The sequence below is a fragment of the Kluyvera sp. 1366 genome (assembly GCF_054823405.1).
On the sequence record NZ_JBTRDW010000003.1, the window covers coordinates 137471 to 163426 of the forward strand.

23 protein-coding genes and 1 tRNA gene are annotated in these 25956 nt (G+C 52.7%); 17 read left to right on the top strand and 7 right to left on the bottom strand.

What is annotated here, in order from left to right; translation table 11 throughout:
* Positions 1–9 precede the first annotated feature (9 nt).
* The 9 genes from yeiP to yejF all read left to right on the top strand — a co-directional run bounded on the left by yeiP (position 10) and on the right by yejF (position 10943).
* Positions 10–585 (top strand): elongation factor P-like protein YeiP, encoded by a 576-nt coding sequence (yeiP, locus tag ACVLVH_RS07440; RefSeq protein ID WP_008105009.1) that lies wholly within the window; start codon positions 10–12, stop codon positions 583–585.
* A 106-nt stretch (positions 586–691) separates the two neighbouring features.
* A complete protein-coding gene (locus tag ACVLVH_RS07445) occupies positions 692–1666 on the top strand; it encodes a CobW family GTP-binding protein (protein WP_498949131.1) in 975 nt (324 codons plus the stop codon).
* A gap of 44 nt (positions 1667–1710) precedes the next feature.
* Positions 1711–2418 (top strand): phosphatase PAP2 family protein, encoded by a 708-nt coding sequence (locus tag ACVLVH_RS07450; protein ID WP_176972348.1) that lies wholly within the window; start codon positions 1711–1713, stop codon positions 2416–2418.
* 514 nt (positions 2419–2932) lie between these two features.
* Complete coding sequence (mepS, locus tag ACVLVH_RS07455; RefSeq protein ID WP_008105015.1) at positions 2933–3508, top strand: bifunctional murein DD-endopeptidase/murein LD-carboxypeptidase; 576 nt, start codon at positions 2933–2935, stop codon at positions 3506–3508.
* A gap of 281 nt (positions 3509–3789) precedes the next feature.
* Positions 3790–5355, top strand: coding sequence for a cyclic di-3',5'-guanosine monophosphate phosphodiesterase PdeN (gene pdeN, locus ACVLVH_RS07460; protein ID WP_271460832.1), 1566 nt, complete (start codon positions 3790–3792; stop codon positions 5353–5355).
* A 65-nt stretch (positions 5356–5420) separates the two neighbouring features.
* Complete coding sequence (locus ACVLVH_RS07465; protein WP_462061889.1) at positions 5421–7229, top strand: extracellular solute-binding protein; 1809 nt, start codon at positions 5421–5423, stop codon at positions 7227–7229.
* Positions 7230–7239: 10 nt separating this feature from the next.
* Positions 7240–8331, top strand: coding sequence for a microcin C ABC transporter permease YejB (locus tag ACVLVH_RS07470; RefSeq protein ID WP_137386169.1), 1092 nt, complete (start codon positions 7240–7242; stop codon positions 8329–8331).
* The gene (locus tag ACVLVH_RS07475) at positions 8331–9353 is read left to right on the top strand and encodes an ABC transporter permease (protein ID WP_101763694.1); all 1023 of its coding nucleotides are present in this window, start codon (positions 8331–8333) and stop codon (positions 9351–9353) included. The genes ACVLVH_RS07470 and ACVLVH_RS07475 overlap by 1 nt, the downstream gene beginning before the upstream one ends.
* The gene (gene yejF / locus ACVLVH_RS07480; protein WP_498949132.1) at positions 9354–10943 is read left to right on the top strand and encodes a microcin C ABC transporter ATP-binding protein YejF; all 1590 of its coding nucleotides are present in this window, start codon (positions 9354–9356) and stop codon (positions 10941–10943) included.
* On the opposite strand, the gene ACVLVH_RS07485 is transcribed toward yejF, so the two are convergent.
* From ACVLVH_RS07485 to rsuA, 3 genes are all read right to left on the bottom strand, one after another.
* The gene (locus ACVLVH_RS07485) at positions 10937–11263 is read right to left on the bottom strand and encodes a YejG family protein (RefSeq protein WP_462061891.1); all 327 of its coding nucleotides are present in this window, start codon (positions 11261–11263) and stop codon (positions 10937–10939) included. The genes yejF and ACVLVH_RS07485 overlap by 7 nt on opposite strands.
* 337 nt (positions 11264–11600) lie before the next feature.
* Positions 11601–12794, bottom strand: coding sequence for a Bcr/CflA family multidrug efflux MFS transporter (locus ACVLVH_RS07490; protein WP_192233314.1), 1194 nt, complete (start codon positions 12792–12794; stop codon positions 11601–11603).
* 12 nt (positions 12795–12806) lie between these two features.
* Entirely contained in the window at positions 12807–13529 is a 723-nt protein-coding gene (gene rsuA / locus ACVLVH_RS07495; RefSeq protein WP_101763690.1) for a 16S rRNA pseudouridine(516) synthase RsuA, read from the bottom strand.
* Between the two features lie 166 nt (positions 13530–13695).
* Here rsuA and radD point away from each other — a divergent pair, with 166 nt between their 5' ends.
* The 4 genes from radD to ACVLVH_RS07515 all read left to right on the top strand — a co-directional run bounded on the left by radD (position 13696) and on the right by ACVLVH_RS07515 (position 19893).
* A complete protein-coding gene (radD, locus tag ACVLVH_RS07500) occupies positions 13696–15450 on the top strand; it encodes a DNA repair helicase RadD (protein WP_280171888.1) in 1755 nt (584 codons plus the stop codon).
* A gap of 131 nt (positions 15451–15581) precedes the next feature.
* Positions 15582–15866, top strand: coding sequence for a 50S ribosomal protein L25 (gene rplY / locus ACVLVH_RS07505; RefSeq protein WP_101763688.1), 285 nt, complete (start codon positions 15582–15584; stop codon positions 15864–15866).
* A 216-nt stretch (positions 15867–16082) separates the two neighbouring features.
* Entirely contained in the window at positions 16083–16940 is an 858-nt protein-coding gene (locus ACVLVH_RS07510) for a S6 family peptidase (protein WP_498949133.1), read from the top strand.
* Entirely contained in the window at positions 16831–19893 is a 3063-nt protein-coding gene (locus tag ACVLVH_RS07515; protein ID WP_498949134.1) for an autotransporter outer membrane beta-barrel domain-containing protein, read from the top strand. The genes ACVLVH_RS07510 and ACVLVH_RS07515 overlap by 110 nt, the downstream gene beginning before the upstream one ends.
* Positions 19894–19928: 35 nt before the next feature.
* On the opposite strand, the gene yejK is transcribed toward ACVLVH_RS07515, so the two are convergent.
* A complete protein-coding gene (yejK, locus tag ACVLVH_RS07520) occupies positions 19929–20933 on the bottom strand; it encodes a nucleoid-associated protein YejK (RefSeq protein WP_101763686.1) in 1005 nt (334 codons plus the stop codon).
* 158 nt (positions 20934–21091) lie between these two features.
* Here yejK and ACVLVH_RS07525 point away from each other — a divergent pair, with 158 nt between their 5' ends.
* The 3 genes from ACVLVH_RS07525 (at position 21092) to ACVLVH_RS07535 (ending at position 23243) form a co-directional block, all read left to right on the top strand.
* Complete coding sequence (locus tag ACVLVH_RS07525) at positions 21092–21319, top strand: YejL family protein (protein ID WP_036648480.1); 228 nt, start codon at positions 21092–21094, stop codon at positions 21317–21319.
* Positions 21320–21341: 22 nt separating this feature from the next.
* Positions 21342–23096: an LPS biosynthesis-modulating metalloenzyme YejM gene (gene yejM / locus ACVLVH_RS07530; protein ID WP_101763685.1), complete on the top strand. Its 1755-nt coding sequence runs from the start codon at positions 21342–21344 to the stop codon at positions 23094–23096.
* A gap of 70 nt (positions 23097–23166) precedes the next feature.
* Positions 23167–23243 (top strand) — tRNA-Pro (locus ACVLVH_RS07535).
* 51 nt (positions 23244–23294) lie between these two features.
* Here the strand turns inward: ACVLVH_RS07535 and arsC are convergent.
* Genes arsC through ACVLVH_RS07550 form a run of 3 tightly spaced genes read right to left on the bottom strand, consistent with a single transcriptional unit; the run spans position 23295 to position 25384 of the window.
* Complete coding sequence (arsC, locus tag ACVLVH_RS07540; RefSeq protein ID WP_101763684.1) at positions 23295–23720, bottom strand: glutaredoxin-dependent arsenate reductase; 426 nt, start codon at positions 23718–23720, stop codon at positions 23295–23297.
* A 12-nt stretch (positions 23721–23732) separates the two neighbouring features.
* Positions 23733–25022, bottom strand: a complete 1290-nt coding sequence (locus tag ACVLVH_RS07545) for an arsenic transporter (RefSeq protein WP_192411489.1) — start codon at positions 25020–25022, stop codon at positions 23733–23735.
* Between the two features lie 41 nt (positions 25023–25063).
* A complete protein-coding gene (locus tag ACVLVH_RS07550; protein WP_192411488.1) occupies positions 25064–25384 on the bottom strand; it encodes a metalloregulator ArsR/SmtB family transcription factor in 321 nt (106 codons plus the stop codon).
* A 292-nt stretch (positions 25385–25676) separates the two neighbouring features.
* Between ACVLVH_RS07550 and ACVLVH_RS07555 the strand changes: the two genes are divergently transcribed.
* A complete protein-coding gene (locus ACVLVH_RS07555) occupies positions 25677–25880 on the top strand; it encodes a hypothetical protein (RefSeq protein WP_192411487.1) in 204 nt (67 codons plus the stop codon).
* Positions 25881–25956 lie beyond the last annotated feature (76 nt).

The following is a 25956-nucleotide window of genomic DNA, read 5'->3' on the forward strand; positions in this document are numbered from 1 at the left end:
AAAACCACCATGCCAAAGGCAAATGAGATCAAAAAAGGGATGGCTGTCACCTGGAACGGCAAACTGTTGCTGGTGAAAGACATTGATGTACAGAGCCCAAGTGCTCGCGGTGCCGCGACGCTCTATAAGATGCGTTTCACCGATGTCCGCACCGGCCTGAAAGTGGAAGAACGCTTCAAAGGCGACGATATTATTGACGCCATTTCGCTTAGCCGCCGCGCCGTCACCTTCTCTTATATAGATGGTGATGAGTATGTGTTTATGGATGACGAAGACTACACGCCGTACAACTTCAAAAAAGAGCAAATTGAAGAAGAGCTGCTGTTTATTCCTGAAGGTGGCATTCCAGGCATTCAGGTGCTGACGATGGATGGCCAGGTCTTGGCGCTTGAGCTGCCACAAACCGTCGATATGGAAATTGTTGATACCTCGCCGGGCATTAAAGGCGCCTCCGCCAGCGCTCGCTCCAAACCCGCAGGCATGAGCACCGGCTTATCCATTCAGGTGCCGGAATACCTGAGCAATGGCGATCGCATCCGCATTCATATTGCGGAACGTCGTTATATGGGACGCGCTGATTCATAACGTGCTTCCGTCCGGCGGCCGGTGATTGTTATAGTATAACAAGGCCGTGCGCGCCGGATGCCTCTCATCCACGCGCGATTTATTCTCTTTTTTTGGGAGCCCTTTTGTGACGCGCGTAAACCTCATCACCGGATTTCTCGGCAGCGGAAAAACCACCACTCTGCTGCATCTGTTAGCCAATAAACCCGCCGATGAAAACTGGGCGATTCTGGTCAACGAATTTGGCGAAATTGGCATCGACGGCGCACTGCTCGCCGATCGCGGTGCCACGCTGAAAGAGATTCCCGGCGGCTGCATGTGCTGCGTTAACGGCTTGCCGCTGCAGGTTGGGCTGAACATGCTGCTGAAACAGGCTAAACCCGATCGTCTGATTATCGAACCCACCGGCCTTGGCCATCCCAAACAGCTGCTGAATATGCTGCGTGCTGCCGTCTATCAACCCTGGATTCAGGTGGATGCCACCTTAACGCTGCTCGATCCGCGCCAGCTTGCCGACGCACGCGTAGTGGAGAATGAGAATTTCCGCGATCAGCTGGTGGCGGCCGATATCATCGTGGCGAACAAAAGCGACCGCTGGAACGATGATGATCGTCAGCGGTTACAGACCTGGCAACAGCAATTTTTGGGCGAGCGTCAGCTGGTGGAAGCGGCGTGGGGACGCATCGATCCCGCGCTGTTGACTCAACCCGCCTTGGCGGATCGTGCGGTTCCCGATGCAGCACATCACCACCAGAATTCACGTCCACAAGGCTTGGCCGCACTGAAACTGGATGGCCAGGCGCGCTGGCGTCGTGCGCTAAATGAAGGTCAGGGCTATGCTTCCTGTGGCTGGATTTTCGATGGTGAAACCGTGTTTGATACGATCAAAGCGCTAGAGTGGGCAAGGCATGCGCCAGTTGATCGCGTTAAAGGTGTGTTGCGCACTGCCGATGGTTTAGTGAATATCAATCGCCAGGGCGACGATCTGTTTATAGAAACCCGTCCTACCACACCGCCGGATAGCCGCATCGAATTGATTCATCATCAGCCTGCTGACTGGAACCTTTTGCAGACCGCTTTGTTGAAGATTCGTTTAAATTAGATGCGTTAGGTTGCCCCGTTGTTTTCACTTTGAGTCTATTTTCTATGCGCGCTTCTCGATTAATCACCATCCTGCTGCTGAATGCGCTGGGCGTGATGCTTTTCCTTTCATGGTACCTGCCGCCGGATCACGGCTTCTGGTTTGGTATCGATAAAGCCATCTTTTATGGCTTCAATGACCAGATGGTTGATCATCACGGTTTCGCACTGTTAGTGGCCATCACTAACTTCCGCGGTTTCGATGTGGTTTCGCTGTTGGCTATGGGTTTGCTCTATTTAAGCTACTGGCGTCGCGAGACGCCGCAAGGTCGCCGCCGTTTGCTGGCCATTGGCATCACGATGCTGCTGAGCGCGGTAGTACTGAACCAACTCGGTCATCTGCTGCCGGTACAGCACTCCAGCCCAACGCTGTTCTTTGAGAATGTGCATCGCGTAAGCGAACTGACCGGCATCCCGGCCAAAGATGCCTCGAAAGATAGCTTCCCTGGCGACCACGGCATGATGCTGATGATCTTCACCTGCTTTATGTGGCGCTATTTCGGCTTCCGCGCGTTTCTGGTGGGTTTAATGATTACCGTGGTGTTTGCTCTGCCACGTGTGATGGCGGGTGCGCACTGGTTTACTGATATCGCTGTGGGTTCGTTGTCAGTGGTGCTGGTTGGCATGAGCTGGTGCCTGTTAACGCCCTTCAGCGACAAGCTGGTGAATTGGCTGAACCGTTCGTTGCCGGGCAAATATAAGCCGCGCACGTAATTGTTAAGCGCGAGTGATCATAGAACAAAAAGTCAGTCGCTCGCGCTTATTTAAAACCTGAATAAACTATTAGCAAACTAACATTATTCAGATAAAAGAAAAGATTATGATGAAAAACGCGGAACAATAGCCTTAATCCTAAGCTGTCCAGCCCGAACCCTCTTAAAATCGGCCTTAGCGCCAGAATTACCCCCTTATTGCACCGCTGTTTGGCTATTAAATCGCTGCCAATTGTTGATAAAGTCGCCATTGTGTTACAGATTGATTTCACATCGAAAAAACCTTTGAATATTTATATAAAAGCACTCGCCACGCGGTCTGTAATCGGTTAACCTCAAATCCGATTAGTAAGCAACAGCATAAAATGCGGTGCTGAAAGCGACAAAAATGTGTGCATTAACACATTTTAGTAATTAAGGATTTGTCTTAGACGGTCGTACTTATTAATCTCAACCCGTTTTGTCATCTGGCTGACGACATTCTGTCGTAAGGAAATCGAAGGAAAACACGTACAATGGTCAAGTCTCAACCAATTCTGAGATACCTCAGGCGGATCATTCCCGCGGTAGCACTCGCAACACTTTTATCAGCATGCAGCAGTACCCATAACGGTCAGAACGCGAATAACGAGAATCATGAAGTTAACAACCAGAATGGTTTTTTACTTCAAGCGTCTCAGGACGAATTTGAACAGATGGTGCAGAACGTGGACGTTAAGTCCCGCATCATGGAACAGTACAGTGACTGGAAAGGTGTACGTTATCGCTTAGGCGGCGACACCAAACGCGGCATTGATTGTTCTGCTTTTGTTCAGCGCACCTTTCGCGAGCAGTTCGGTTTAGATTTGCCACGCTCAACGTCTGAACAGCAAGACACCGGTAAAGAGATTTCACGCAATAAATTGCGCGCAGGTGACTTAGTGCTGTTCCGCGCCGGTTCTACCGGTCGCCACGTGGGCATCTATCTTGGCAACGATAACTTTGTTCACGCGTCCACCAGCAGTGGCGTAATGATTTCCAACCTGAATGACAGTTATTGGAAAAATCGTTACCGCGAAGCGCGTCGGGTTCTTGCTAAAAACCCAAGCTAACGTATTTCTTTGATGATCCTCTCAGCCAGAGAATCAGAAACGCTGCCCCGGCAGCGTTTTTTTTTCGCCCGTAGTTTTTAACTCAAATCCAACCGATAAAAAGTAATTGAGAATCAAAAATATAACGAGACATTCTTCGCGCTCTCGTTATATTCTCGTTGACTTCCTGATACCCAGATATTGCGCTGCAGACACCGTTATCACCGTGGCTGCGGTCTGAAGTGGGTAGTGACCAAACGATAAACATAATAAAAAATGGCAAGACAAGGGGAATGCACTCCATGCCACTGTCAGGGACATTAAAACACCACAGCAGTTATTCACGCCGTATCGCCTGGCATAGCGCGATTATCGGCGCGGCATTCTTTCTGCTTTTTGTCACCGTGCTATTAACACTCACCTGGCAAAAACGCGTACAACAACACGAACAGCTTCTGGCACACAGCCGCGACGATTTACAACAGGTGATAGCAAGCCTGGTCGATACACTTTATCCCTTACAGCAATACACCCAGTTAGCCTGCAACAACGTCAGTCGTGAGCTCACTTCTCGCGCCGCCTTTGCCGGTAATATCCGCGCCATCCTGCTGGTGCGTGATGGCAACGCTTACTGCTCTTCTGCCACCGGCGCGTTTCTGATGCCAGCCAACGATATTTCACCTGAGTCTGAACTGGAACGCGATCGCGATATGCGCTTGCTGGAAGGCACGCCATTGCTACCGAAGAAACCGGCGCTGGTGCTATGGGTGAAAAATCCAGGTTCAGCCGAGACCGGCCTTTTCGCCACCATGAACATCAGCCTGACGCCTTATCAGCTGCTGGCCTCTTATCATCCCGAAATCACCGGCATGGCGCTGGTGGTCGGCAACAAAGCGCTGTTGAGCGGCAGCAACAACGTGGTACGCGCGAGTGATTTACCGGCATCGCTGCATGAAATAGCCTTTAATAACAGCGATCTGCACTTCGTGCTGTTTGGCACCACCTTAGCGCCTCGCGATTACTCACTGACGTTGCTGACCGGCATCCTCTTCTCACTGCTGATTTCCGCGCTAAGCGGGTTGTTGCTGACGCGACATCAGCGGCCGGGCAAAGAGATCATGCAGGGCATTAAACGCGGCCAGTTTCATGTTGAATACCAGCCGCTGGTCACCGCGCACGATGGACAACCCTACGGCGTGGAAGCGCTGCTGCGCTGGACGCATCCCACTGAAGGCATGATTCCGCCGGATGCCTTTATCAGCTACGCCGAAGCGCAAAACCTGATTATTCCGCTCACTCAGCATCTGTTCACGCTGGTGGCGCGCGATGCCCAGTTTCTCTGTAAACAGCTGCCGCGCGGCACGCGCCTGAGCCTCAATCTCTCGCCGCTGCATCTCGCTTCAGAGAGCTTCCGGCGCGATGTCCAGGCATGGATTAACATCATGCCCACCGATCACTTCAACTATGTGTTTGAAATTACCGAACGCAGCATGGTCGGTGAAAAAAGCGCGGGAGAAATCTTCGCCTGGCTACATGAGAACAATTTTAAAATAGCGATTGATGATTTCGGCACCGGGCATAGCGCGCTGATCTATCTGGAAAAATATCCGTTCGATTACCTGAAAATCGATCGCGGTTTTGTGCAAAGTATTGGTACAGAAACCGTCACCTCACCGGTGCTTGATGCAGTGCTGCTGCTGGCGAAAAAACTCAATCTCAAAACCGTCGCTGAAGGGGTCGAAACGGGCGATCAGGCGGCGTGGCTGGTGAATCGCGGCGTGACGCATTTGCAGGGCTATCTGTTTAGTCGTCCGTTACGCCCCGAAAACCTCGTCAGCTATTATCAACGCCAGCGCGCGCTGAGTTAACATCACGCGAACCCCATGAAACTGCTACCATAAAGTGCGGAACACCACAGGAGATCGCCCCACTTATGCTGCTGCGTCTTGTCACAGCGTTGTTCATTTGTAGCGCCACTGCGCCGCTGCATGCCGCCACCATCAATGAAAGCTATGCCTTCGCTAAGCTGGGCGAGCCGAAATATGCGGTGAATTTCACTCACTACGATTACGCCAATCCCGCCGCGCCCAAAGGCGGCAAGATCACGCTGGCGGTGGTGGGCACCTACGACAACTTCAACCGTTTCGCCTCGCGCGGCAATCCCGGCATCGGTACCGATACGCTGTATGACGGCTTGTTTACCACCTCCGATGATGAACCTGGCAGCTACTATCCGCTGATCGCGGAATCAGCGCGCTATCCCGACGACTATCGCTGGATGGAAGTGTCGATCAATCCTCATGCACAGTTTCAGGACGGAACACCGATTACCGCGCAGGATGTGGCTTTCACCTTCCAGAAATTCATGACGGAAGGTGTGCCGCAGTTCCGCGTGGCGTTTCGTGACGTGCAAGTGAAAGCGCTAAACCGTCTCACCGTGCGTATCGACATGCCGAAACCGGACAAAGATCGGATTCTCAGCTGGCTAACGCTGCCGGTCATCCCGGAAAAATTCTGGCAAAACAAAAACTTTAACGAGCCGATTGGTTATCCGCCGCTGGCCAGCGGGCCTTATCGCGTCACCTCCTATAAATCGGGTCAGTTTATCCAGTACAGCCGGGTGAAAGATTACTGGGCCGCCAATCTGCCAGTGAATCGCGGGCGTTTTAACTTCGATACTTTGCGTTATGACTATTATCTTGATGACAACGTGGCGTTTGAGGCCTTTAAAGCCGGCGCTTACGATTTGCGCGAAGAGAGTTCAGCGAAGAAATGGGCGACACAATATCGCGGTCGCAACTTTGACAGTCACGCCATCGTCAAATCGACCATTCCCAACACCGTTTCCACCGACACGCAATGGCTGGCATTTAACAACGAAAAACCGCTGTTCGCCGATCGTCGCGTACGTGAAGCCATCACGCTGGCGTTCGATTTCGAGTGGATGAACAAAGCCTTGTTCTATGGTGCTTATAAACGCACGCGCAGCTATTTCCAGAACACTGAATATGCAGCGCTTGGCTATCCCAAAGCCGAGCAGTTGATCCTGCTGGCGCCCTACAAAGCGCAGCTGCCGCCCGAAGTGTTCAACAATGAGTATGCCCCGCCACGTTCTGACGGCAGCGGTTTCGATCGCGGCAACCTGTTGCAAGCCATGAACTTGCTGAAAGCGGCGGGTTGGGAAATCAGAAATCAGCAATTGGTGAATGTGAAATCCGGCCAGCCGTTCCGTTTCGAATTACTGATGCGCAGCGGTACGCAAAACGACTGGGCGTTGCCGTTCCAGCACAGCTTGCAACGGCTTGGCATCCAGGTCTCGCTGCGCCAGATTGACAGCTCGCAATATCTCCGCCGTATGCGCGAAGGCGACTACGACATGATCCCATCGCTCTATTACGCCATGCCATGGCCCTCGACCAGCTTGCAAACGATTTGGCAATCTCAATTTATTGACTCTTCCTGGAACAGGCCGCGCGTGAAAGATCCCATCGTCGACCATTTTGTGCAGCAGATCGTTGAGCATCAGGGCGATGAGAAAGCGCTGCTGCCGCTCGGCCAGGCGCTGGATCGCATCCTGCTGTGGAATGCCTACATGATTCCGATGTGGTACAGCGCGGAAGATCGCATGGCGTATTGGGACAAGTTTTCCCATCCCGAGATTAAACCCGCGTTTGCTACCGGTCTGGAAAACTGGTGGTACGATGTGAACAAAGCCGGGCGATTGCCGGCCAATCGACGCTGAGGAGCACGGTTTGGCAGCCTATTTTCTTCGCAGGTTACTGCTGATCATCCCGACACTTTGGGCGATCATCACCCTGAACTTCTTTATTGTGCAGATTGCGCCGGGTGGACCGGTGGATCAGGCGTTAGCCAACGTGCAGTTTGGTCACAGCACCGGCATTCCCGGCTCAGGCGGCGGCGACAGCGGCGCGCGCGGTGCGCTGATGCGTGACAATCCCGGCGACAGCCAATATCGCGGCGCTCGCGGACTCGATCCGGAAGTGATCGCGGAAATTAAGCATCGCTATGGCTTCGATAAACCGCTGCTGCAGCGTTACGGTGAAATGCTGTGGAACTACATTCGTTTTGATTTCGGCGACAGCCTGTTCCGCAGCGCATCGGTGCTGCAGCTGATCAAAGAGAGTTTGCCGGTCTCCATCAGCCTGGGATTGTGGAGCACCTTGATCATTTACCTGGTATCAATTCCGCTGGGCATCAAAAAAGCGGTGCGTAACGGCAGCGCTTTCGATATCTGGAGCAGCACTTTTATCATCATTGGCTATTCGATCCCGGCATTTCTGTTCGGCATCATGCTGATAGTGCTGTTCGCCGGCGGCAGCTATTTCGACTGGTTCCCGCTGCGCGGCCTGACGTCACCGCAGTTTGATGCGCTGCCGTGGTACAGCAAAATCAGCGATTATCTGTGGCACATCACGCTGCCGGTGCTGGCTACGGTGATTGGCGGTTTCGCCACGCTGACCATGCTGACTAAAAACTCGTTCCTTGATGAGATCCGCAAACAATATGTGGTCACCGCGCGCGCCAAAGGGCTGGATGAGAAGCGCGTGCTGTACGGCCACGTGTTCCGCAACGCCATGCTGCTGGTGATCGCCGGTTTCCCCGCCACCTTTATCAGCATGTTTTTCACCAGCTCGGTGTTGATAGAGGTGATGTTCTCACTCAATGGTTTGGGCCTGCTCGGCTATGACGCCACTATTCAGCGCGACTATCCGGTGATGTTTGGCACGCTCTATATCTTCACCTTGATTGGCCTGTTGATGAACATTCTTAGCGATCTGACCTACACGCTGGTCGATCCGCGCATTGATTTTGAGGGACGCTGATGCGCTTATCTCCGGTTAACCAGCAGCGCTGGCAGCGTTTTCGCCATAACCGTCGCGGTTACTGGTCGCTGTGGATTTTCCTGATCATTTTTGTCCTGTCGTTGGGCGCTGAGTTGCTGGCCAACGACAAACCGCTGCTGGTGCATTATCAGCAGCGCTGGTACGTGCCGCTGCTGTTCAACTACAGCGAAAGTGATTACGGCGGCGATTTTTCCACACCCGCTGATTATCAGGATCCCTGGCTGAAGCAGCGCATCGATCAACAAGGTTGGGCGATCTGGGCACCGATTCGCTTCAGCGACAGCACCATCAACTTCGCCACCGATGTGCCCTTCCCTTCGCCACCTTCGGCACAAAACTGGCTTGGCACCGATGCTAACGGTGGCGATGTGCTGGCACGCTTGCTGTATGGCACGCGCATCTCATTGCTGTTCGGCATCATGCTGACGCTGTTCTCCAGCGTGATTGGCATCGTGGTTGGCGCGGTGCAAGGCTACTTTGGCGGCCGCATCGATTTGGTGGGTCAACGCCTGATTGAGGTGTGGTCCGGCATGCCGTCGCTGTTCCTGCTGATTCTGCTCTCCAGCGTGATTCAGCCCGGCTTCTGGTGGCTGCTGCTGGTAACAGTGGTGTTTGGCTGGATGAGCCTGGTAAGCGTGGTGCGCGCCGAATTCCTGCGTGCGCGCAACTACGATTATATCCGTGCGGCGCGTGCGCTCGGCGTCAGCGATAGCCGCATTATGCTGCGCCACATGCTGCCCAACGCTATGGTCGCCACGCTGACGTTTTTGCCGTTTATTCTGTGCGGCTCAATCACCACACTAACTTCGCTGGACTTCCTGGGTTTTGGTTTGCCAGTGGGATCGCCATCGCTCGGCGAGCTGCTGTTACAGGGCAAAAACAATTTACAGGCGCCGTGGCTTGGACTGGCGGGCTTCTTTGCCCTCGCCCTGCTGCTGTCGTTACTGATATTTATCGGCGAAGCGGTACGCGATGCCTTTGACCCGAGTCGAGGACGCTAAATGAGCCTGTTAACGGTGAATCATCTGGCGGTGGCCTTTCAGGATCGCCGCGTGGTAGAAGACATTTCGCTGCAGATTGACGCCGGCGAAACGCTGGCGCTGGTGGGCGAATCCGGTTCAGGTAAAAGCGTGACTGCGCTGTCGATCATGCGCTTATTGCCGCAACCGCCGGTCAACTATCCGCAAGGCGAAATCTTGTTTAACGGCCAGGATATTTTGCAAGCCAGCGAACGCACCCTGCGCGGGCTGCGTGGCAACCAGATGGCGATGATTTTTCAGGAACCGATGGTGTCGCTCAATCCACTGCATAACGTGGAGAAGCAGCTGTATGAAGTGCTGTCGGTGCATCGCGGCATGCGGCGCGAAGCCGCGCGTGGCGAAATGCTGAGCTGCCTGGATCGCGTCGGCATTCGCCATGCGGCATCGCGCTTGCAAGATTTTCCGCACCAGCTTTCTGGTGGTGAGCGACAGCGCGTGATGATCGCCATGGCGCTGCTAACCCAGCCGAAGCTGCTGATCGCCGATGAACCGACCACCGCGCTGGATGTGACGGTTCAGGCGCAGATTCTGCAACTGCTGCGCGAACTGCAGCGTGAACTCAACATGGGCATGTTGTTCATCACCCATAACCTGAATATCGTGCGTCAGCTGGCGCACAGCGTCACGGTGATGCGCAATGGCCGCGTTGTGGAACACAATCGCTGCGATATGCTGTTCAGCCAGCCGCAGCAGCCCTATACGCGCGAACTGATCGCCGCCGAGCCGGATGGCGAACCGGTGCCGCTGCTGGATGCGCAATCGCTGTTGCAGGTGAAGAATTTACAGGTTGGTTTCCCGATCCGGCGGGGATTGCTGCGTCGCACCGAGGCAGAGAAGATGGCGCTGAAGGATCTTAGCTTTACCCTGCGGCGTGGCGAAAGCCTCGGACTGGTGGGCGAATCGGGTTCGGGCAAGAGTACAACGGGCCTGGCGCTGCTGCGTTTAATTAGCGCGCGCGGTGAAATCTGGTTCGAGGATCAGCCGCTGCATCAGCTGTCGCCAAAGCAGTTATTGCCGCTGCGCCAGCGCATTCAGGTGGTGTTTCAGGATCCCAATTCGTCGCTCAATCCGCGCATGACGGTGCAACAGGTGATTGCGGAAGGTTTAGCGGTGCATCGCCCGGAACTGAGCAGTGCGGAGCAGGAAGCCAAAGTGATTGCGGTGATGCAGGAAGTGGGGCTCGATGCCGACAGCCGCTCGCGCTATCCGGCGGAGTTTTCAGGCGGTCAGCGCCAGCGCATCGCGATCGCCCGCGCGTTGATCCTGGAGCCGCAGCTGATTGTGCTGGATGAACCCACCTCGTCGCTGGACCGCTCGGTGCAGAAGCAAATTCTCACCTTACTGCGCCGTTTGCAGCAGCAGCATCAGCTCGCCTATCTGTTTATCAGCCATGATTTGCAGGTGGTGCGCGCGCTCTGTCATCAGCTGATTGTGCTGCGTCAGGGTGAAGTGGTGGAGCAAGGTGATTGCGAAACGCTGTTTAACGCACCAGCAGCCGATTACACGCGGCAGCTACTGGCGTCTGCGCAGGGAAAAGATCTGAGTCAGTGACCATCAAAGGTTTCGGCGATAGCGACACCCTGATTTTTCAGGCAGCAGTTGGTCGCGCTTTCGTCATCACGTTGAATCAGCAGGCAAGGCTGCCCTTCACACTCGGCGATTTTGCACTCGACCTGTATCTGCGCCAGCGTCTCCTTCAGCTGGTGCAGAATTTCCAGCGCCGGATGACCATCATGACTCAGCAGGCGCAGCACCACTAAATCTTCGGCATGCGCGCCATTCGCTGCTTCCTGACGCACAATTTCACCCGCATGTTCCAGCGACCAGCGATAATGTTGTGGCAAGCGATGCACAACGGAAAGTTGCAGCATAGTTATACGGCCCCCAGAGACGTTAACTTTATTCACGACGACGGCACAACGTGGTGAATCCCAACCTGATTAGCTCTGAATACCAATTCAGTCTGCCTTCTCGTTTTAAACACAAAGCGTGTAGCCAATTTATAATTTGCGAGGCTTCTCACATTTATGCCTATGTTTACCGTGTTCGGCTGCGGTTAACAATCATTTTAGACGCATTATCGTTACTTTTTTATCTCTAAATTTTCACATAATGGAAACATTAAGCATAACGAATGAATGGGGATTAGCGAGTGAGGGAGAAGAATTAAGAGAGGCCAGGTCGCCATTTATGACGACCCTGGGGATGTCACGCCGGCTGTTGAGGCCGCGAAGCATAGGTGAACAGCACAATCGAAATTGTGGCGCACAGCGCAATGGTGGCAACCATCGGCCAGGCGCTGTTAATGCTGACTAATGAGAGCAGCGCGCCGACTAAAGCACCGACGCCAAAACGCAGCGTTCCCGCCAGCGAAGAAGCGGTGCCCGCCATATGCGGAAACTCATCCAGAATCACCGCCATCGCGTTCGACGACACCGTCGAGACGCAGCCAATAAACATCGCCACGCCAAACACCAGCGACAAGAAGCCCAAATCCAGCGCGCTGGAAATCAACAGCCAAACGCCCATCGCGAACTGAATCAACAATCCCATGCGGAACATTTTCACCGGACCAAAACGGCGCACGGCGCGGCTGTTGATCAACGTCATCACGAACAGGAACACCACGTTCAGGCCAAAGTAATAGCCAAAGTTCTGCGGGGAAACGTGGTTTACTTCGATGTAGACAAACGGACCGGCGTTGAGGAAGGTGAATAATCCGGCAAAGGAGAAACCGCTCGCCAGCATGTAACTGAAGGCGCGCTTGTGGCGCACCAGCGCCACAAAGTTGCCCAGCGTGGTCCGCAGATGAAAGCGCTGGCGCTGTTCGGGCTTGAGCGTTTCACGAATTTGCGTCACGACCAGCATGGTGGTGAACAGCGCGGCACCTGCCAGCGTCCAGAAAATGGCGTGCCAGTTCCACAGCAACAGCAGCCAGCCACCGATAATCGGTGCCAGCAGCGGCGCGATGGTGGTCACCAGCATCACGAATGACATCATGCGCGAGAAGTCCTCTTTCGAGTAGGTGTCGCGCATCAAGGCGTTGATCACCACGCTGGCAGCGGCGGCCGATAAGCCGTGCAGGAAGCGCATAAAGATCAGCTGATCGATGGTTTGTGACAGCGCGCAAGCCGCGGCGGCGCAGGCAAAAATTAGCGTTCCCAGCACAATCACCGGTTTACGTCCGTAGCTGTCTGCCAGTGGACCATAAACTAACTGGCCAATGGCGAAACCGAGGATGTAAAGGTTGAGCGTCATCTGCACACTGCCCGCTGAAACCGCAAACTCATGGGCGATTTGCGGCATGGCCGGCAGATACATATCGATAGAGAGCGGCATCAGCATTGCCAGCAATCCGAGGATGACCACTAAACCGACCGGTGAATTCTTTTCCTTGCGCACCGCGTTCTCCCGCTATTTACGTTGTTTGAGTTCTTCTGGCAGGCCGATGCTGTCGACCTCTTGCTGGGTCAGTTCACGATATTCACCTTCGCCGAGATCTTCATCCAGCTCGATGTCACCAATACGTTCGCGATGCAGCGCTGAGACATGGTTACCCATCGCCGCAAACATGCGTTTGACCTGATGGTAACGCCCTTCGCTGATAGTCAAACGGGCGGCTTTCTCATCGAGAATCTCTAGCACGGCCGGCTTGGTGAGCTCTTTTTCATTGTGCAGCTGTACACCCGCAGCGAACTTCTCAACCAGGACAGGATCGATTGGCTCCTCCACTTCCACCAGATAGGTTTTTTCCAGGTGATGCTTCGGTGAGGTAATGCGGTGTGACCATTGGCCATCGTCGGTCAGCAGCACCAAACCAGTGGTGTCGATATCCAGACGGCCCGCCGCATGCAGCTTGAACGCCGCGGGTTCTTCGATAAAGAACAGCACGGTGGGATGATCGGGATCGTCGGTTGAGCAGACGTAACCCTGCGGCTTATTCAGCATGAAATAGCGCGGTCCTTGCTGCACCACCAGCGGATTGCCGTCGTATTCGACTTCATCGTCTGGCTGTACTTTGTATGCCGCATCGCGCACAACTTCGCCGTTAATGGTGACTTTTTTGGCGCGGATTTCGCGTCCGGCGATAGCACGGCTAACTTCCAGTTGCTGAGATATGAATTTTTCGAGTCGCATGAATTCGCTTTGCCTGTTACTGCGGGGGAAACTGAAACGGTGTTTTTGTCCGTTAAGAAAGTGTGGGCAGTATAGCTTGATCCTTAGAGTGCTAACAGTAGTGAACCTGCGTTTAACTGGCTTTCATGGCATAATGCGCGTCCGTTCCAGAAAAAAGTTTGCCCCGATGTCATTCTCCCTGCGCCCATACCAACAAGAGGCGGTTGACGCCACCCTCAACCACTTTCGTCGCCATACCACGCCTGCGGTGATTGTGCTGCCGACCGGGGCGGGTAAGAGTCTGGTGATTGCTGAACTGGCGCGGCTAGCGCGTGGACGGGTATTGGTGCTGGCCCACGTCAAAGAGCTGGTGGAGCAGAATCACAGCAAATATCAGGCTTATGGACTTGAAGCAGACATCTTCGCCGCGGGTTTGCAGCGCAAACAGAGCGAAAGCAAAGTGGTGTTTGGCAGCGTGCAGTCGGTAGCACGCAATCTTGATCGCTTCGATAGCGCCTTTTCACTGGTGATCGTTGATGAGTGTCACCGCATCAGCGATAACGAAGAGAGCCAGTATCAGCTGCTGTTCGCCCACCTGCGGCAGCACAATCCGCAGTTGCGCCTGTTGGGTTTGACCGCCACGCCCTTCCGACTCGGCAAAGGCTGGATATATCAGTTCCACTATCACGGCATGGTGCGCGGCGATGAGAAAGCGCTGTTCCGCGACTGCATTTATGAGCTGCCGCTGCGCTATATGATCAAACACGGCTTTCTGGTGCCGCCGGAGCGCTTAGATATGCCGGTGGTGCAGTACGATTTCAGCCGCCTGATCCCGCAAAATAATGGACTGTTTAGCGAAGCCGATCTCAACCGCGAGCTGAAACAACAGCATCGCGTAACGCCGCATATTATTCGCCAGATTATTGAGTTTGCTGAAGATCGCCGTGGCGTGATGGTGTTTGCCTCCACCGTGGAACATGCCCGTGAAATCCTCACGCTGCTGCCTGAAAACAGCGCGCTGGTCTCGGCGGAAACGGCAGTAAAGGATCGTGACCGCTTGATTGGTGCATTTAAAGCGCAGCAGCTGAAGTTCCTGGTCAACGTTGCCGTTCTGACCACCGGCTTTGACGCACCCCACGTTGATTTGATCGCCATTTTGCGCCCTACCGAATCCGTTAGCCTCTACCAGCAGATCGTCGGTCGCGGTTTACGCTTGTCACCCGGCAAAACCGATTGTCTGGTGCTGGATTACGCCGGTAATCCACACGATCTTTTCACCCCCGAAGTCGGCGCGCCGAAAGGGGCCAGCGACAATCAGCCGGTGCAGGTTTTTTGTCCCGCCTGCGGTTTCGCCAATACCTTCTGGGGCAAAACCACCGAAGATGGACACATCATCGAGCATTTTGGCCGCCGCTGTCAGGGCGTACTGGAAGATGATGAAGGCGAGCGCGAACAGTGTGATTATCGCTTTCGCTTCAAAAGCTGCCCGGATTGCGGCGCCGAGAATGACATCGCCGCGCGACGCTGCCATCAATGCGACAAAATTCTGGTCGATCCGGATGACATGCTGAAAGCGGCGCTGAAACTGAAAGATGCGCGCGTGTTGCGCTGCGCCGGCATGACGCTGGAGCAAGGGCGCGATGATAAAGGCGAATGGCTGAAAGCCACCTATTTCGATGAAGATGGCACCAGCGTCAGCGAGCGTTTTCGCCTGCAAACGCCAGCACAACGTAAAGCCTTTGAGCAGCTGTTTATGCGCCCGCATCAGCGCGCGCCGGGCGTGGAACTTGGCTGGCAAACCGCAGCGGATGTCATCGCCTTACAGCCTTTATTGCGTCATCCGGACTTTGTGGTGGCACGCGCAAAAGGCCATTTCTGGCAGATTCGCGAAAAAATGTTTGATTATCAGGGCCGTTATCGCCGTGCCAATGAGCTGCGTTAAGCGGCGGAATCATTTGCCCCTGCAGCATCATTGGGGCTATAATGCCGCCCGCTTTTGCATCCGTAAAAGCAGTTTGAATAACCGTCCTGTTGCTGGGTCGCCTGTAGCAGGAACTATTGAAGAGACATCAAATGTTCACTATTAACGCTGAAGTACGTAAAGACCAGGGTAAGGGTGCGAGCCGCCGCCTGCGTGTAGCAAACAAATTCCCAGCCATCATCTATGGCGGAAATGAAGCACCAATTGCTATCGAACTCGACCACGATGCAGTGATGAACGTACAGGTTAAACCTGAGTTCTACAGCGAAGTGCTGACCATCGCGGTTGATGGCAAAGAAGTTAAAGTTAAAGCTCAGGCGGTACAGCGTCATCCGTTCAAGCCAAAACTTTTCCACATCGACTTCGTTCGCGCTTAATTGCTGAATGAGTTGAAGGTAGAAGGGCCGGTTGCGAAACCGGCCCTTTTATTTTAGGCATAAAAAATAACCCGATATCTTCCCTTCCTAAAAACCCCTGTCTTTCATTTCTCTCTGCCTTCGTTTATTTGAGACTGTTCTTTACCATGAAGCTTTCACAAACCATGGAGAATACCGTTTTAACATTTCTCCAGAATTTGTCTGCAAGGACTTCAAGTGAAAAAAATACCTGCCTTGGGCTATGGCATCATACTCATCTCATTTTCTGGCTATGCGGGCGTAATGCGTCATGACATTAACGTGCAAGAATACCGTGATTTTGCCGAGAATATGGGTAAATATCGTGTCGGCTTAAGCAACATTCCCATTTTTAAGAAAGATGGCGAGCTGAGTGGTTATCTTGATTTTGCCATGCCCGACCTTAGCAGTGTATCTCGTCGCGGGTTTGCCACATTGATTAATCCATCCTATGTAACCACCACACGGCACGTAACCGCTTTGGGTAGCGTTTCTTTTGGCGGTCCTTCTGCTTATTCCTCCCGTTATCTTTTTATTAACCGCAATCAATCCGCCGTTCAGGATAATATTCTGCCACGGTTAAACAAAGTTGTAACCGAAGTAGCGCCAATAGATTATGTGGAACGTAATGAGCTTCAGAAAGGACATGGCTCTCGGTATATTGCTTATGTGCGCGCGGGTGCTGGTGAAATGACACAGGTCACAAATGACCTCACTGAGAAAGAGTTCCTGGCCAGTGCCTATAAATGGTTAGCGGGTGGAACAATTAATATTGACACCATTACCTTCAACAAAGAAAAAAATGACGATTTCTATTGGATTCAATATGAACCTGGCCATCAATATTCATCCGCTTTATCAATATCAACCGGCGGCGGTGACAGTGGCAGCCCTATTTACGTCTACGACAATGTTGATAAAAAATGGAAACTCGCTGGTGTACATTATGGTGGTTATGGTAGCGCAACGCCTTATGGTCGCAAAGTTATCTCAACACGTTTTAATGAAGAATATTTCAATGGGATTATTGCCAACAATATCTCCCGATGTCACTGATTTTGCGAATAATGGCCCAATTTACTGGAATGCAGATAAGCTGGTTCAGGGTAGTAAAAACTGGGGTTGGCAAGGTTTAGACAACACATATCGTCATTTGGCGCCAGGCAAAGCCAGCCTTATTGAACTTGATGCAACCAAAGATATTCGCTTTAACGGCGCGGGCGGAGACATTATTCTTAATGAGGCCGTTAATCTGGGAGCAGGAAAACTACAGTTTTCTAATAACTACACCCTGAAATCTGCAGAGAATGTGGGCGCAACCTGGGTGGGCGGCGGCGTTGAAATCGATGAAGGGAAAAAAGTCATCTGGCAAGTGAATGGACTAAAAGATGATGATTTACACAAAATTGGCGGTGGCGTCTTATATATTAATGCTACAGGTGTCAATGAAGGCGGACTGAATATCGGCGATGGCACCGTTATTCTGGATCAACAAAAAGATGCGCAAGGAAATCGCCAGGCATTTTCTCGACTGTATTTAGCGAGCGGTCGGCCTACCGTTATTTTAGCGAGCGAAGACCAGGTTAATCCTGATAACATTTATTTTGGTTATCGTGGGGGGACATTGGATCTTAATGGTAATAATCTCATAATGCGAAAGATTAATCACACGGATAGCGGTGCGGCAGTGATCAATCAGAGTGAATTAACCTCGGCCAGTCTAATGCTTACAGGGTACTCACGTAGCGATATCAACATTAACACCTGGAGTAGTGTCGACATTGGTAATATTGGTGATATTTATGAATATTATAATTCGAGAACGCAACGTAAAGAGTATTTTCAATTAAAAAAAGAGAAGTATTGGTACTTCCCCACAAATCAGCAGGACAATGAAGACTGGAAGTATCTGGGATATGATCTGGTTCAAGCCGTCGATTATCGACTATCACAGTTAAATGATTTAGTTTTCCGCGGAGACATTGGCACGCGCTCGTCGGATAAAAATAATGGTGCATTAGATGTGAATTTATCTCCGGAGAGTGGAAATACACATTTCGCACTGACCGGTAATATCCATTTAAATGGAAATATCAGCGTCAATAAAGGGACTCTTCTGCTGTCCGGGCAACCCGTTCCTCATGCCGGCGGCCTGATCATTGACAACGATTGGTACACTTCCTCTTTCACCGCCAATAACATTTTAGTAGATGACAATGCACGTTTTCAGGTCGGTGAATATGCGCAGGTTAAAGCCGATATCCAGGCGGGCGACAACAGCCAGGTTATCCTTGGCTACCATCCCGATGCTGCTGATGAGCAGCAAATTTTACGCTGCACCTCGCCGGTGCAAAGCTCTAAGGGCAGCTGCAAAGTTGCACAGCGAAACGCGGAAGAGTTGCGTTTCCTTCCTGCCAGCTCGGTCGAGGGCAATATCTCGCTGGGCGATAACGCATTGCTTCACCTTGGCAAAGTCGATTACCACGGCCACATCAACGACAGTCACTCAGCGCGAGTCACCCTGAGCAGTGAAACATTCTGGAACATGAATGGTAACAGCCGCGTGCATCGGATGGATGCAGGTAAAGGCGGTATCATCTCGCTTCTTTCTGCAGATGAAATGGCCTGGACGCCGAAGCTGCTCTCTGTGGAACATCTGACAGCAAATCATCTGCAGCTTGGTTTCGGCATCGCGCCACAGTCCGCCATCAGCGACAGTTTATACATTGGGTCCAGCGTGCAGGGCGGCAGCAACACCCTCGATCTTGGTTTTATGCTGGGTGAAACCTTCCCCAACCGCATCGCGAAAGAGATCGTGCTGATCAACGCGCCCGCCGGAACCGCGCACGACTATTTCACGCTACCTCCCGTCAAACGCGGTTTCTCGCTCTATACCGCTGATTATCAGGTTGTGGAAGAGAATGGTCGGGTGAAATGGATCATTGCCAAAACGCCTGATCCGGTGTTACCACCCGATCCGGTAATTGACCCCGATCCGGAGACTCATCCCGAACCCGACATTACGCCTGAACCGGAAGTTAAGCCTGAACCAGAAGTGAAACCTGAGCCCGAGATCACGCCAAATCCGGGTACTGCAGAAGACTGGTTTGAGATCATTGATAATCAGCCGCTGGTGCAGAGTACTCGCGCCCTGCTCGCTTCGCGCCACTATCTGTTCAGTGAAATCAGCAATATGCTGACCGATCGCGCTCAGCTACTGCGCGGTAACCATGAAAATAGCGGCGCATGGGCCAGCCTCAGCCAAAATCGCGGCAGAATGGATAGCGTAACGTTAAAAGACAGCAGGCTAGAGATCGGCGCCGATGCGCAAGCGGATGCCTGGCTTTATGGCGTGACCGCCAGTTACAGCCAGGGAAATGCCGGGGAAGAAGCCAGCATTAGCCATAAACTGAGCACTCTGGGCCTGTATGCGAGCGGAATGAGCGATGAAGGATGGTTTATGGATCTTGCTGCCAGCTACCTGCATCTGCGTCAGGACATTCACCTTGACCCGGTATTGGGAGTAAAAAGCACCTCAAAAACCAGCCATATGCTGGCAGGCAGTGCAAAATGGGGTAAATCCTACCCTCTGCTGGATGCATCTTTCACGCTATCGCCTTACCTGAGAGCCAGCGCAGGCTATTTACCGGGTTATACGCTGGAAAGCAGAGAGGCCAGCATTGCCCTGAGTTCAGCCATGCCGTGGGGACTCGCGCCGGGTATTGAAGTCAGCAAGCAGGGGCTCGGTACGCTGCTGCCACGCGTGCGATTGAGCGCCACCGTTGAAAAACAGTTTTCATCGGGCCGTTCTGGCTCTTCACTAACCCTTGAGGATCGCCACAGCCGACGCGTTTATGGCGCGCTGAACGACGATCGTTATCGGGTTCATCTGGGTTTAGAGGGGAAAATCAGCGACAACTGGTCAGCGAATATTGGCGCGAAGCATAGCTTTGGTGGCAAGTTCCGCACCGATTCTCTCATCAGCAGTGGCATAAACTATTCGTTCTAATAGAAAAGCCGGGCACTTTGGTGACCCGGCTTTTTTCATTTACTGCTGGTGCGGCGTTGCAGCTGATCGCGCAAATTCGGTGGCGTGCCTTTAATGGTCAGCGTGTCGGTGGTGGGATCCCAGAAGATGCGCTCGCCGAGCAGCATGGCATCAAAGTTCAGGGTTAATCCGCCGCCGCTGCCCGCAAACTTGGTCAACTGGCGCAAGGTGCTACGATCCGCAGGGAAGGTCTCTTCCAGCTCGTAACCTTGCTCTTGGGTAAAGGCCTGAAACGTTTTTTCTCCCAGCGGCGGTAATTCACTGGAGAGATCGTGCAGCGCAATCTCTTCGCCTGCCTGCAGCTGATCGTTACAGTAGCTGTAAACCTGCTGACGATAGTTCTGACGCTCGTTTTTATCGAGATCCGATTCGGCGCAGTAATCATCAACCGCTTGCAGCAGCCCACGGTTTTGCGCTTTGGTGTCCAGACCGACGCTAGCGCCAAGGAAATCCATGAAGAAATCCGCTACTTTACGCCCCACGCGACCGCGCAGGAAGGTCAGATAACGGGTGGATTCCGGGTTAGTTTCCCACTCGGTGAGATCGATACGCGCCACAATATCCGCATGATTGATATCGAGATAATGGGTGCTGCTGATATCCAGCTGCTCGTTAACGCGCATGCTCGACTGGCTGTTGAGAACCGCAATCAGCAAATATTCCACGGCCAGATAGCGATAGTGTAAAAACAGCACCACGCCGCCTTCCGCAAACGGATATTTGCTCAGTTCATCACGCAGACGTCCGGTTGCCGCACGGCTAAACGCCAGAAAGTCATCTTCCCCTTTGCGGCAATTACGCAACGCATCGGCCAGTTCGCTATCTTCGTTAAACAGGCCGTAAGCTTTGCTTTTGGCGCTATATACCCGGTGCAGCTCTTCTGCCATCTCTTCAACCGCGCGGGTAGCAGGCAGCAAGGTGTCGCGCAGTACCAGTTCAAGCTGGTTTTCATCACGTTTAACTAACTGATGCAGGGCAATCTGGTCGATATCCAGACTCATGGTAGACTCTCCTTTTAGCTCAGGCGCGTATTCAAACACCGCCCGCAGCCGCTTTCAACTGCCAGCACAAACTGATCGCTCTGCTTGCGATAAAATTGCGGAAAAAAATGCGTTGTTACGGTAATATACCGCCTTTTCACCCTTGATTAGACGACGATATGCCACAATCATCCCGTTACAGTGACGAACGCGTGGAAAAGCTCCTCGCAGAGATGGCGCAGATTCTTGAAAAAGACAAAGCGCCAACCGACCTTTCCCTGATGGTATTGGGTAACATGGTAACTAACTTGATCAATACCAGCGTTTCACCGGCTCAACGCCGCACCCTGGCTCGATCTTTCGCGGATGCGTTGCAGTCATCCGTACGCGATGATAACGCTCATTAATATGCAGATTTGACCTCATAATATGGTAACCAACCGGCAGCGCTACCGTGAAAAAGTCTCCCAGATGATCAGCTGGGGGCATTGGTTTGCCCTGTTTAATATTATCTTCGCGTTAATTTTAGGCAGCCGCTACCTGTTGGTCGCCGACTGGCCCGCGTCACTCGCGGGACGTATCTATGCCTATACCAGCTGGATCGGTCATTTCAGTTTCATCGTCTTCGCCGGTTATCTGCTGATCATCTTCCCGCTCACTTTCGTGGTGATGTCACAGCGATTGCTTAGGGTGTTGTCGGCGATTGTCGCCACCGCCGGGCTGACGTTGATTATGGTCGACAGCGCGGTGTTCAGCCGCTTCCACTTGCACCTCAATCCGGTGGTGTGGGAGCTGGTGATAAACCCTGATCAAAGCGAGATGGCGCGCGACTGGCAGCTGATGTTTATCAGCGTGCCGCTGATTTTCCTCGTCGAAATGCTGTTCGCGACCTGGAGCTGGCAAAAGCTGCGCAGCCTTAATCGGCGCTCGTTCGGTAAGCCGCTGGCTGCGCTGTTTATCAGCGCCTTCTTCGCCAGTCATCTGCTCTATATTTGGGCCGATGCCAATTTCTATCGCCCAATTACCATGCAGCGCGCCAACCTGCCGCTCTCCTATCCAATGACCGCGCGTCGCTTCCTTGAGCGTCACGGTTTGCTGGATGCGCAAGAGTATCAGCGCCGTCTGGTGCAACAGGGTGATCCGGAAGCGTTGTCAGTGCAGTATCCACTGAGTGACATTACCTTCCGCGATGGCGGTACGCGCCACAATCTGCTGGTGCTAACCGTTGATGGTCTGAACAACGCCACGGTGGAAAAAGCGCTGCCGTCGCTTCATCAATTCGCCAGTGAGAACGTGCGCTTCACCCAGCACTTCAGCGCGGGGCTACAGCCGGAAAAAGGGTTATTTGGCCTGTTCTACGGCATCTCTTCCAGCTATATGGATGGCGTGTTAGCGTCGCGTACGCCTTCCGTGCTGCTGAATGCGCTGAACGCGCAAGGCTATCAGTTTGGCTTGTTCTCATCGGACGGCTTCAGCCAACCGCTGTATCGTCAGGCTTTGTTAGCCGATTACTCGCTGCCGCAGGCCGATACCCAACCGAATAGCACCACGGTGACGCAGTGGCAGAACTGGCTCAATGGCCACAAATCAAACAATGCGCCGTGGTTCTCGTGGATTGCCCTTAACGGTGTGACGGTCAATGGCGACAACCTAAAAGCGCGCCAGCGTAGCTATACGCGTCAGGCAAGCGGTGTCGACGAGCAGATTAAGGCGGTGCTGCAAACCTTGCAGGATCGCGATTTGCTGAAAAATACCGTGGTGGTGATCACGGCGCAGCGTGCGGTCAATCTGGATAGCAACGATGACAATCCAGGTAACCGTGCGACGTTACAGGTGCCGCTGGTGGTGCATTGGCCGAATACGCCAGCGCAAACCATCGATCGTCTGACCGATCAGCAGGATGTGATGACCACGCTGATGCAGCGCCTGCTGCACGTGCGCACTAATCCCGCTAACTTCTCGCAGGGTGAAGATCTGTTTGCCGCACAACGCAGCCACGATTGGGTGGCGAGCAGCGAAGATGGCAAGCTGGTAGTGACCACGCCAACCGTGACGCTGGTGCTGAATAACAATGGCAGCTACAGCGCTTACGATGCGCAGGGTAACAAACTGAAAGATCATAAACCGCAGCTGGCGTTGTTACTGCAGGTGCTGACGGAAGAGAAGCGTTTCGTCGCAAACTGATTAATTATGAGGCAGTTAAATGCGGCTCATATTGCAATCGTGCGTAGAAACAGTAATATTCTTCCACGTTCGGCACGTAGCGCAGCCTGGTAGCGCACGGTCATGGGGTGTCCGGGGTCGGAGGTTCAAATCCTCTCGTGCCGACCAAAATCCAAAAAAGCAGCCTTATGGCTGCTTTTTTATTGTTTCTAATTCGGTCTAAACGATTCGATTACCCTGCTGATCTATCACCTTCTCACCATCCTCCTTTCTGAATTCGCCCTGCTGCGCATCGGGAAGAATATCGAGCACGGCTTCTGAAGGCCGGCACAAACGCGTTCCCAGCGGGGAGACAACAATCGGACGGTTAATCAGGATGGGATAATTCAACATCGCCTCGATGAGTTGCTCGTCACTAAAACGCTCTTCAGCCAAACCCAATTTTTCGTAGGGTTCGACATTGTTGCGTAATAAAGCGCGCGCATCGATCCCCATCGCGCTAATCAACGCCTTAAGTTGCTCACGATTTGGCGGAGTCTCAAGATAAAGAATAACGGTAGGTTCAACGCCGCTATTGCGTATTAACGCCAGCGTGTTGCGCGATGTGCCGCAAGCGGGATTGTGATAAATGGTGATGTCAGTCATGGTGCTCTCTTCTTAATGGGACAACGTCAGGCGCAGGGCCAGCGCGCTAAGGGTGACGAACAGCACGGGCAAGGTCATCACGACACCCACGCGGAAGTAATAACCCCAGCTAATGTTGATGTTCTTCTGGTCGAGTACGTGCAGCCATAGCAATGTGGCGAGACTGCCAATCGGCGTAATTTTTGGCCCCAGGTCGCAACCAATAACATTGGCATAAATCATCGCTTCCTTTATCACGCCCTGCGCGCTGCTGGCATCAATCGACAGCGCACCAATCAGCACCGTTGGCATATTATTCATTACTGAAGAAAGCAGCGCCGTCACCAAACCGGTACCCAAGGTGGCGGCCCATAAGCCGTGGCTGGCAATGAGGTTGAGTAAGTCAGTGAGATGTTGCGTCAGCCCAGCATTTTTAAGGCCATAAACTACCAGGTACATGCCGAGCGAAAAAATCACGATCTGCCAGGGCGCATTGCGTAACACTTTACCGATGTTAATCGCCTGACCTCTTTTGGCAACGATAAACAGAATTAAGGCGCCCAGTGCGGCGATAGCACTGACTGGAATGCCCAGCGGCTCCAGCAGGAAAAATCCCACCAATAGCAACAACAGCACCAGCCAACCGGCTTTAAAGGTAGCGGGATCTTTTATGGCTTCATCTGGTAGTTTGAGGCGTGAAACCTCATAGCTGGCGGGAATGTCTTTGCGAAAGAAAAGGTGCAGCACTATCAGCGTGGTGATAATAGCGGCAATATCAACCGGAACCATCACCGCCGCGTAAGCGTTGAATCCCAATTTGAAGAAATCTGCGGAAACGATGTTAACCAGATTGGATACGATCAGCGGCAAACTCGCGGTATCGGCGATAAATCCTGCTGCCATGACGAAAGCCAGCGTTGCACCTTTACTAAAGCCCAGTGCCAGCAGCATTGCGATGACGATCGGCGTCAATATCAGAGCCGCACCATCATTGGCGAAAAGCGCGGCAACGCATGCACCGAGCAACACGATATAGGTGAAAAGCAGCCGCCCTCGCCCACTTCCCCAGCGCGCTACGTGCAAAGCGCACCACTCAAAAAAACCGGATTCGTCCAGCAACAGGCTGATGATAATGACGGCGATAAAAGCCGCTGTCGCATTCCAGACGATATGCCACACCGCGGGAATATCGTTTAACGGGATAACGCCGGTCACCAGCGCCAGTAAAGCCCCTATCGTTGCTGTCCAGCCAATGCTCAGGCCGCGCGGCTGCCAGATGACAAACACGATGGTCAAAACAAATATTGCGCCTGCCAGAAACATCACGCCTCCAATGCATTCGAATAATCGAATGTGTTTAATGATTATTCACAACCCGTAGCAGCGGCGTTCTTCAGCGACTCACGCACTTCCTCACGCTGGCTATTCCAGGCCGTATCGATAATCGATGCAGCCCATGCCGGCATATGCGGAGAAAGACGATAGTGAATCCACTTGCCTTCACGTCGATCCAAAATCAGCTCAGCATCGCGCAGCAAGGCAACGTGGCGTGAAATTTTTGGCTGTGATTGTTGGGTAGCGGTGCAGAGATCGCAGACACACAGCTCTCCGGCCTCTCGTAATAATAAAACGATCGTCGTACGCGTTTCGTCGGCAAGCAGTTTGAAAAGTTGAACAGGAATCATTGGGCCAGGTTCCGGTAAAAAATCTAACACATATGCTAATTCATATATATTAGAAGTAAAGGCAGAATTTAAAGTCTGGTGATTTCATATGTTTTCAATGCAGTAAAGCATTATCAGATTATCGCCAAAGAATTGCTGATTATTGGTTTTTAATCAGTAAGTTACCGAAAGCAACCCAAACCGAGCCAGATCACATTTCTGGATAAATATGACAGCGCTTCATCAAATTGAAACAAAACTGTCACAGACTTCTCTTACTCTTAGGGCTCTTGTTTTTTCGATGGAAACCATTATGGTCATCAAAGCAAAAAACCTGCAGGATGCGGAAGAACTCCTGCACTCGGGTATCAATAAAGTTGAACTGGCTTACGATATCGGCAGCGACGATTTCTTCCGTCTCGCCTCGCACTGGTGCGATCGCGGTGCGCGCATCACCAAAGGCCATCAGCACTTCGTGGTGCAGATTAAAGGCATGGCTATTCCGCCAAATAACTAAAAGTAGGCGAGCCCCTTTGGCTTGCTCTCCATCCGGCTGGCTGGTAAAACTACGTTTTCCGTCAGCCGTGATTTTT

Bases quoted from the DNA above. Each gene is read 5' to 3' on its own strand.
- yeiP (WP_008105009.1), top strand. From the start codon at position 10: ATGCCAAAGGCAAATGAGATCAAAAAAGGGATGGCTGTCACCTGGAAC.
- ACVLVH_RS07450 (WP_176972348.1), top strand. From the start codon at position 1,711: ATGCGCGCTTCTCGATTAATCACCATCCTGCTGCTGAATGCGCTGGGC.
- mepS (WP_008105015.1), top strand. From the start codon at position 2,933: ATGGTCAAGTCTCAACCAATTCTGAGATACCTCAGGCGGATCATTCCC.
- pdeN (WP_271460832.1), top strand. From the start codon at position 3,790: ATGCCACTGTCAGGGACATTAAAACACCACAGCAGTTATTCACGCCGT.
- ACVLVH_RS07465 (WP_462061889.1), top strand. From the start codon at position 5,421: ATGCTGCTGCGTCTTGTCACAGCGTTGTTCATTTGTAGCGCCACTGCG.
- ACVLVH_RS07475 (WP_101763694.1), top strand. From the start codon at position 8,331: ATGCGCTTATCTCCGGTTAACCAGCAGCGCTGGCAGCGTTTTCGCCAT.
- yejF (WP_498949132.1), top strand. From the start codon at position 9,354: ATGAGCCTGTTAACGGTGAATCATCTGGCGGTGGCCTTTCAGGATCGC.
- ACVLVH_RS07485 (WP_462061891.1), bottom strand. From the start codon at position 11,263: ATGCTGCAACTTTCCGTTGTGCATCGCTTGCCACAACATTATCGCTGG.
- rsuA (WP_101763690.1), bottom strand. From the start codon at position 13,529: ATGCGACTCGAAAAATTCATATCTCAGCAACTGGAAGTTAGCCGTGCT.
- radD (WP_280171888.1), top strand. From the start codon at position 13,696: ATGTCATTCTCCCTGCGCCCATACCAACAAGAGGCGGTTGACGCCACC.
- rplY (WP_101763688.1), top strand. From the start codon at position 15,582: ATGTTCACTATTAACGCTGAAGTACGTAAAGACCAGGGTAAGGGTGCG.
- ACVLVH_RS07515 (WP_498949134.1), top strand. From the start codon at position 16,831: ATGGTGGTTATGGTAGCGCAACGCCTTATGGTCGCAAAGTTATCTCAA.
- yejK (WP_101763686.1), bottom strand. From the start codon at position 20,933: ATGAGTCTGGATATCGACCAGATTGCCCTGCATCAGTTAGTTAAACGT.
- ACVLVH_RS07525 (WP_036648480.1), top strand. From the start codon at position 21,092: ATGCCACAATCATCCCGTTACAGTGACGAACGCGTGGAAAAGCTCCTC.
- yejM (WP_101763685.1), top strand. From the start codon at position 21,342: ATGGTAACCAACCGGCAGCGCTACCGTGAAAAAGTCTCCCAGATGATC.
- arsC (WP_101763684.1), bottom strand. From the start codon at position 23,720: ATGACTGACATCACCATTTATCACAATCCCGCTTGCGGCACATCGCGC.
- ACVLVH_RS07545 (WP_192411489.1), bottom strand. From the start codon at position 25,022: ATGTTTCTGGCAGGCGCAATATTTGTTTTGACCATCGTGTTTGTCATC.
- ACVLVH_RS07550 (WP_192411488.1), bottom strand. From the start codon at position 25,384: ATGATTCCTGTTCAACTTTTCAAACTGCTTGCCGACGAAACGCGTACG.
- ACVLVH_RS07555 (WP_192411487.1), top strand. From the start codon at position 25,677: ATGGTCATCAAAGCAAAAAACCTGCAGGATGCGGAAGAACTCCTGCAC.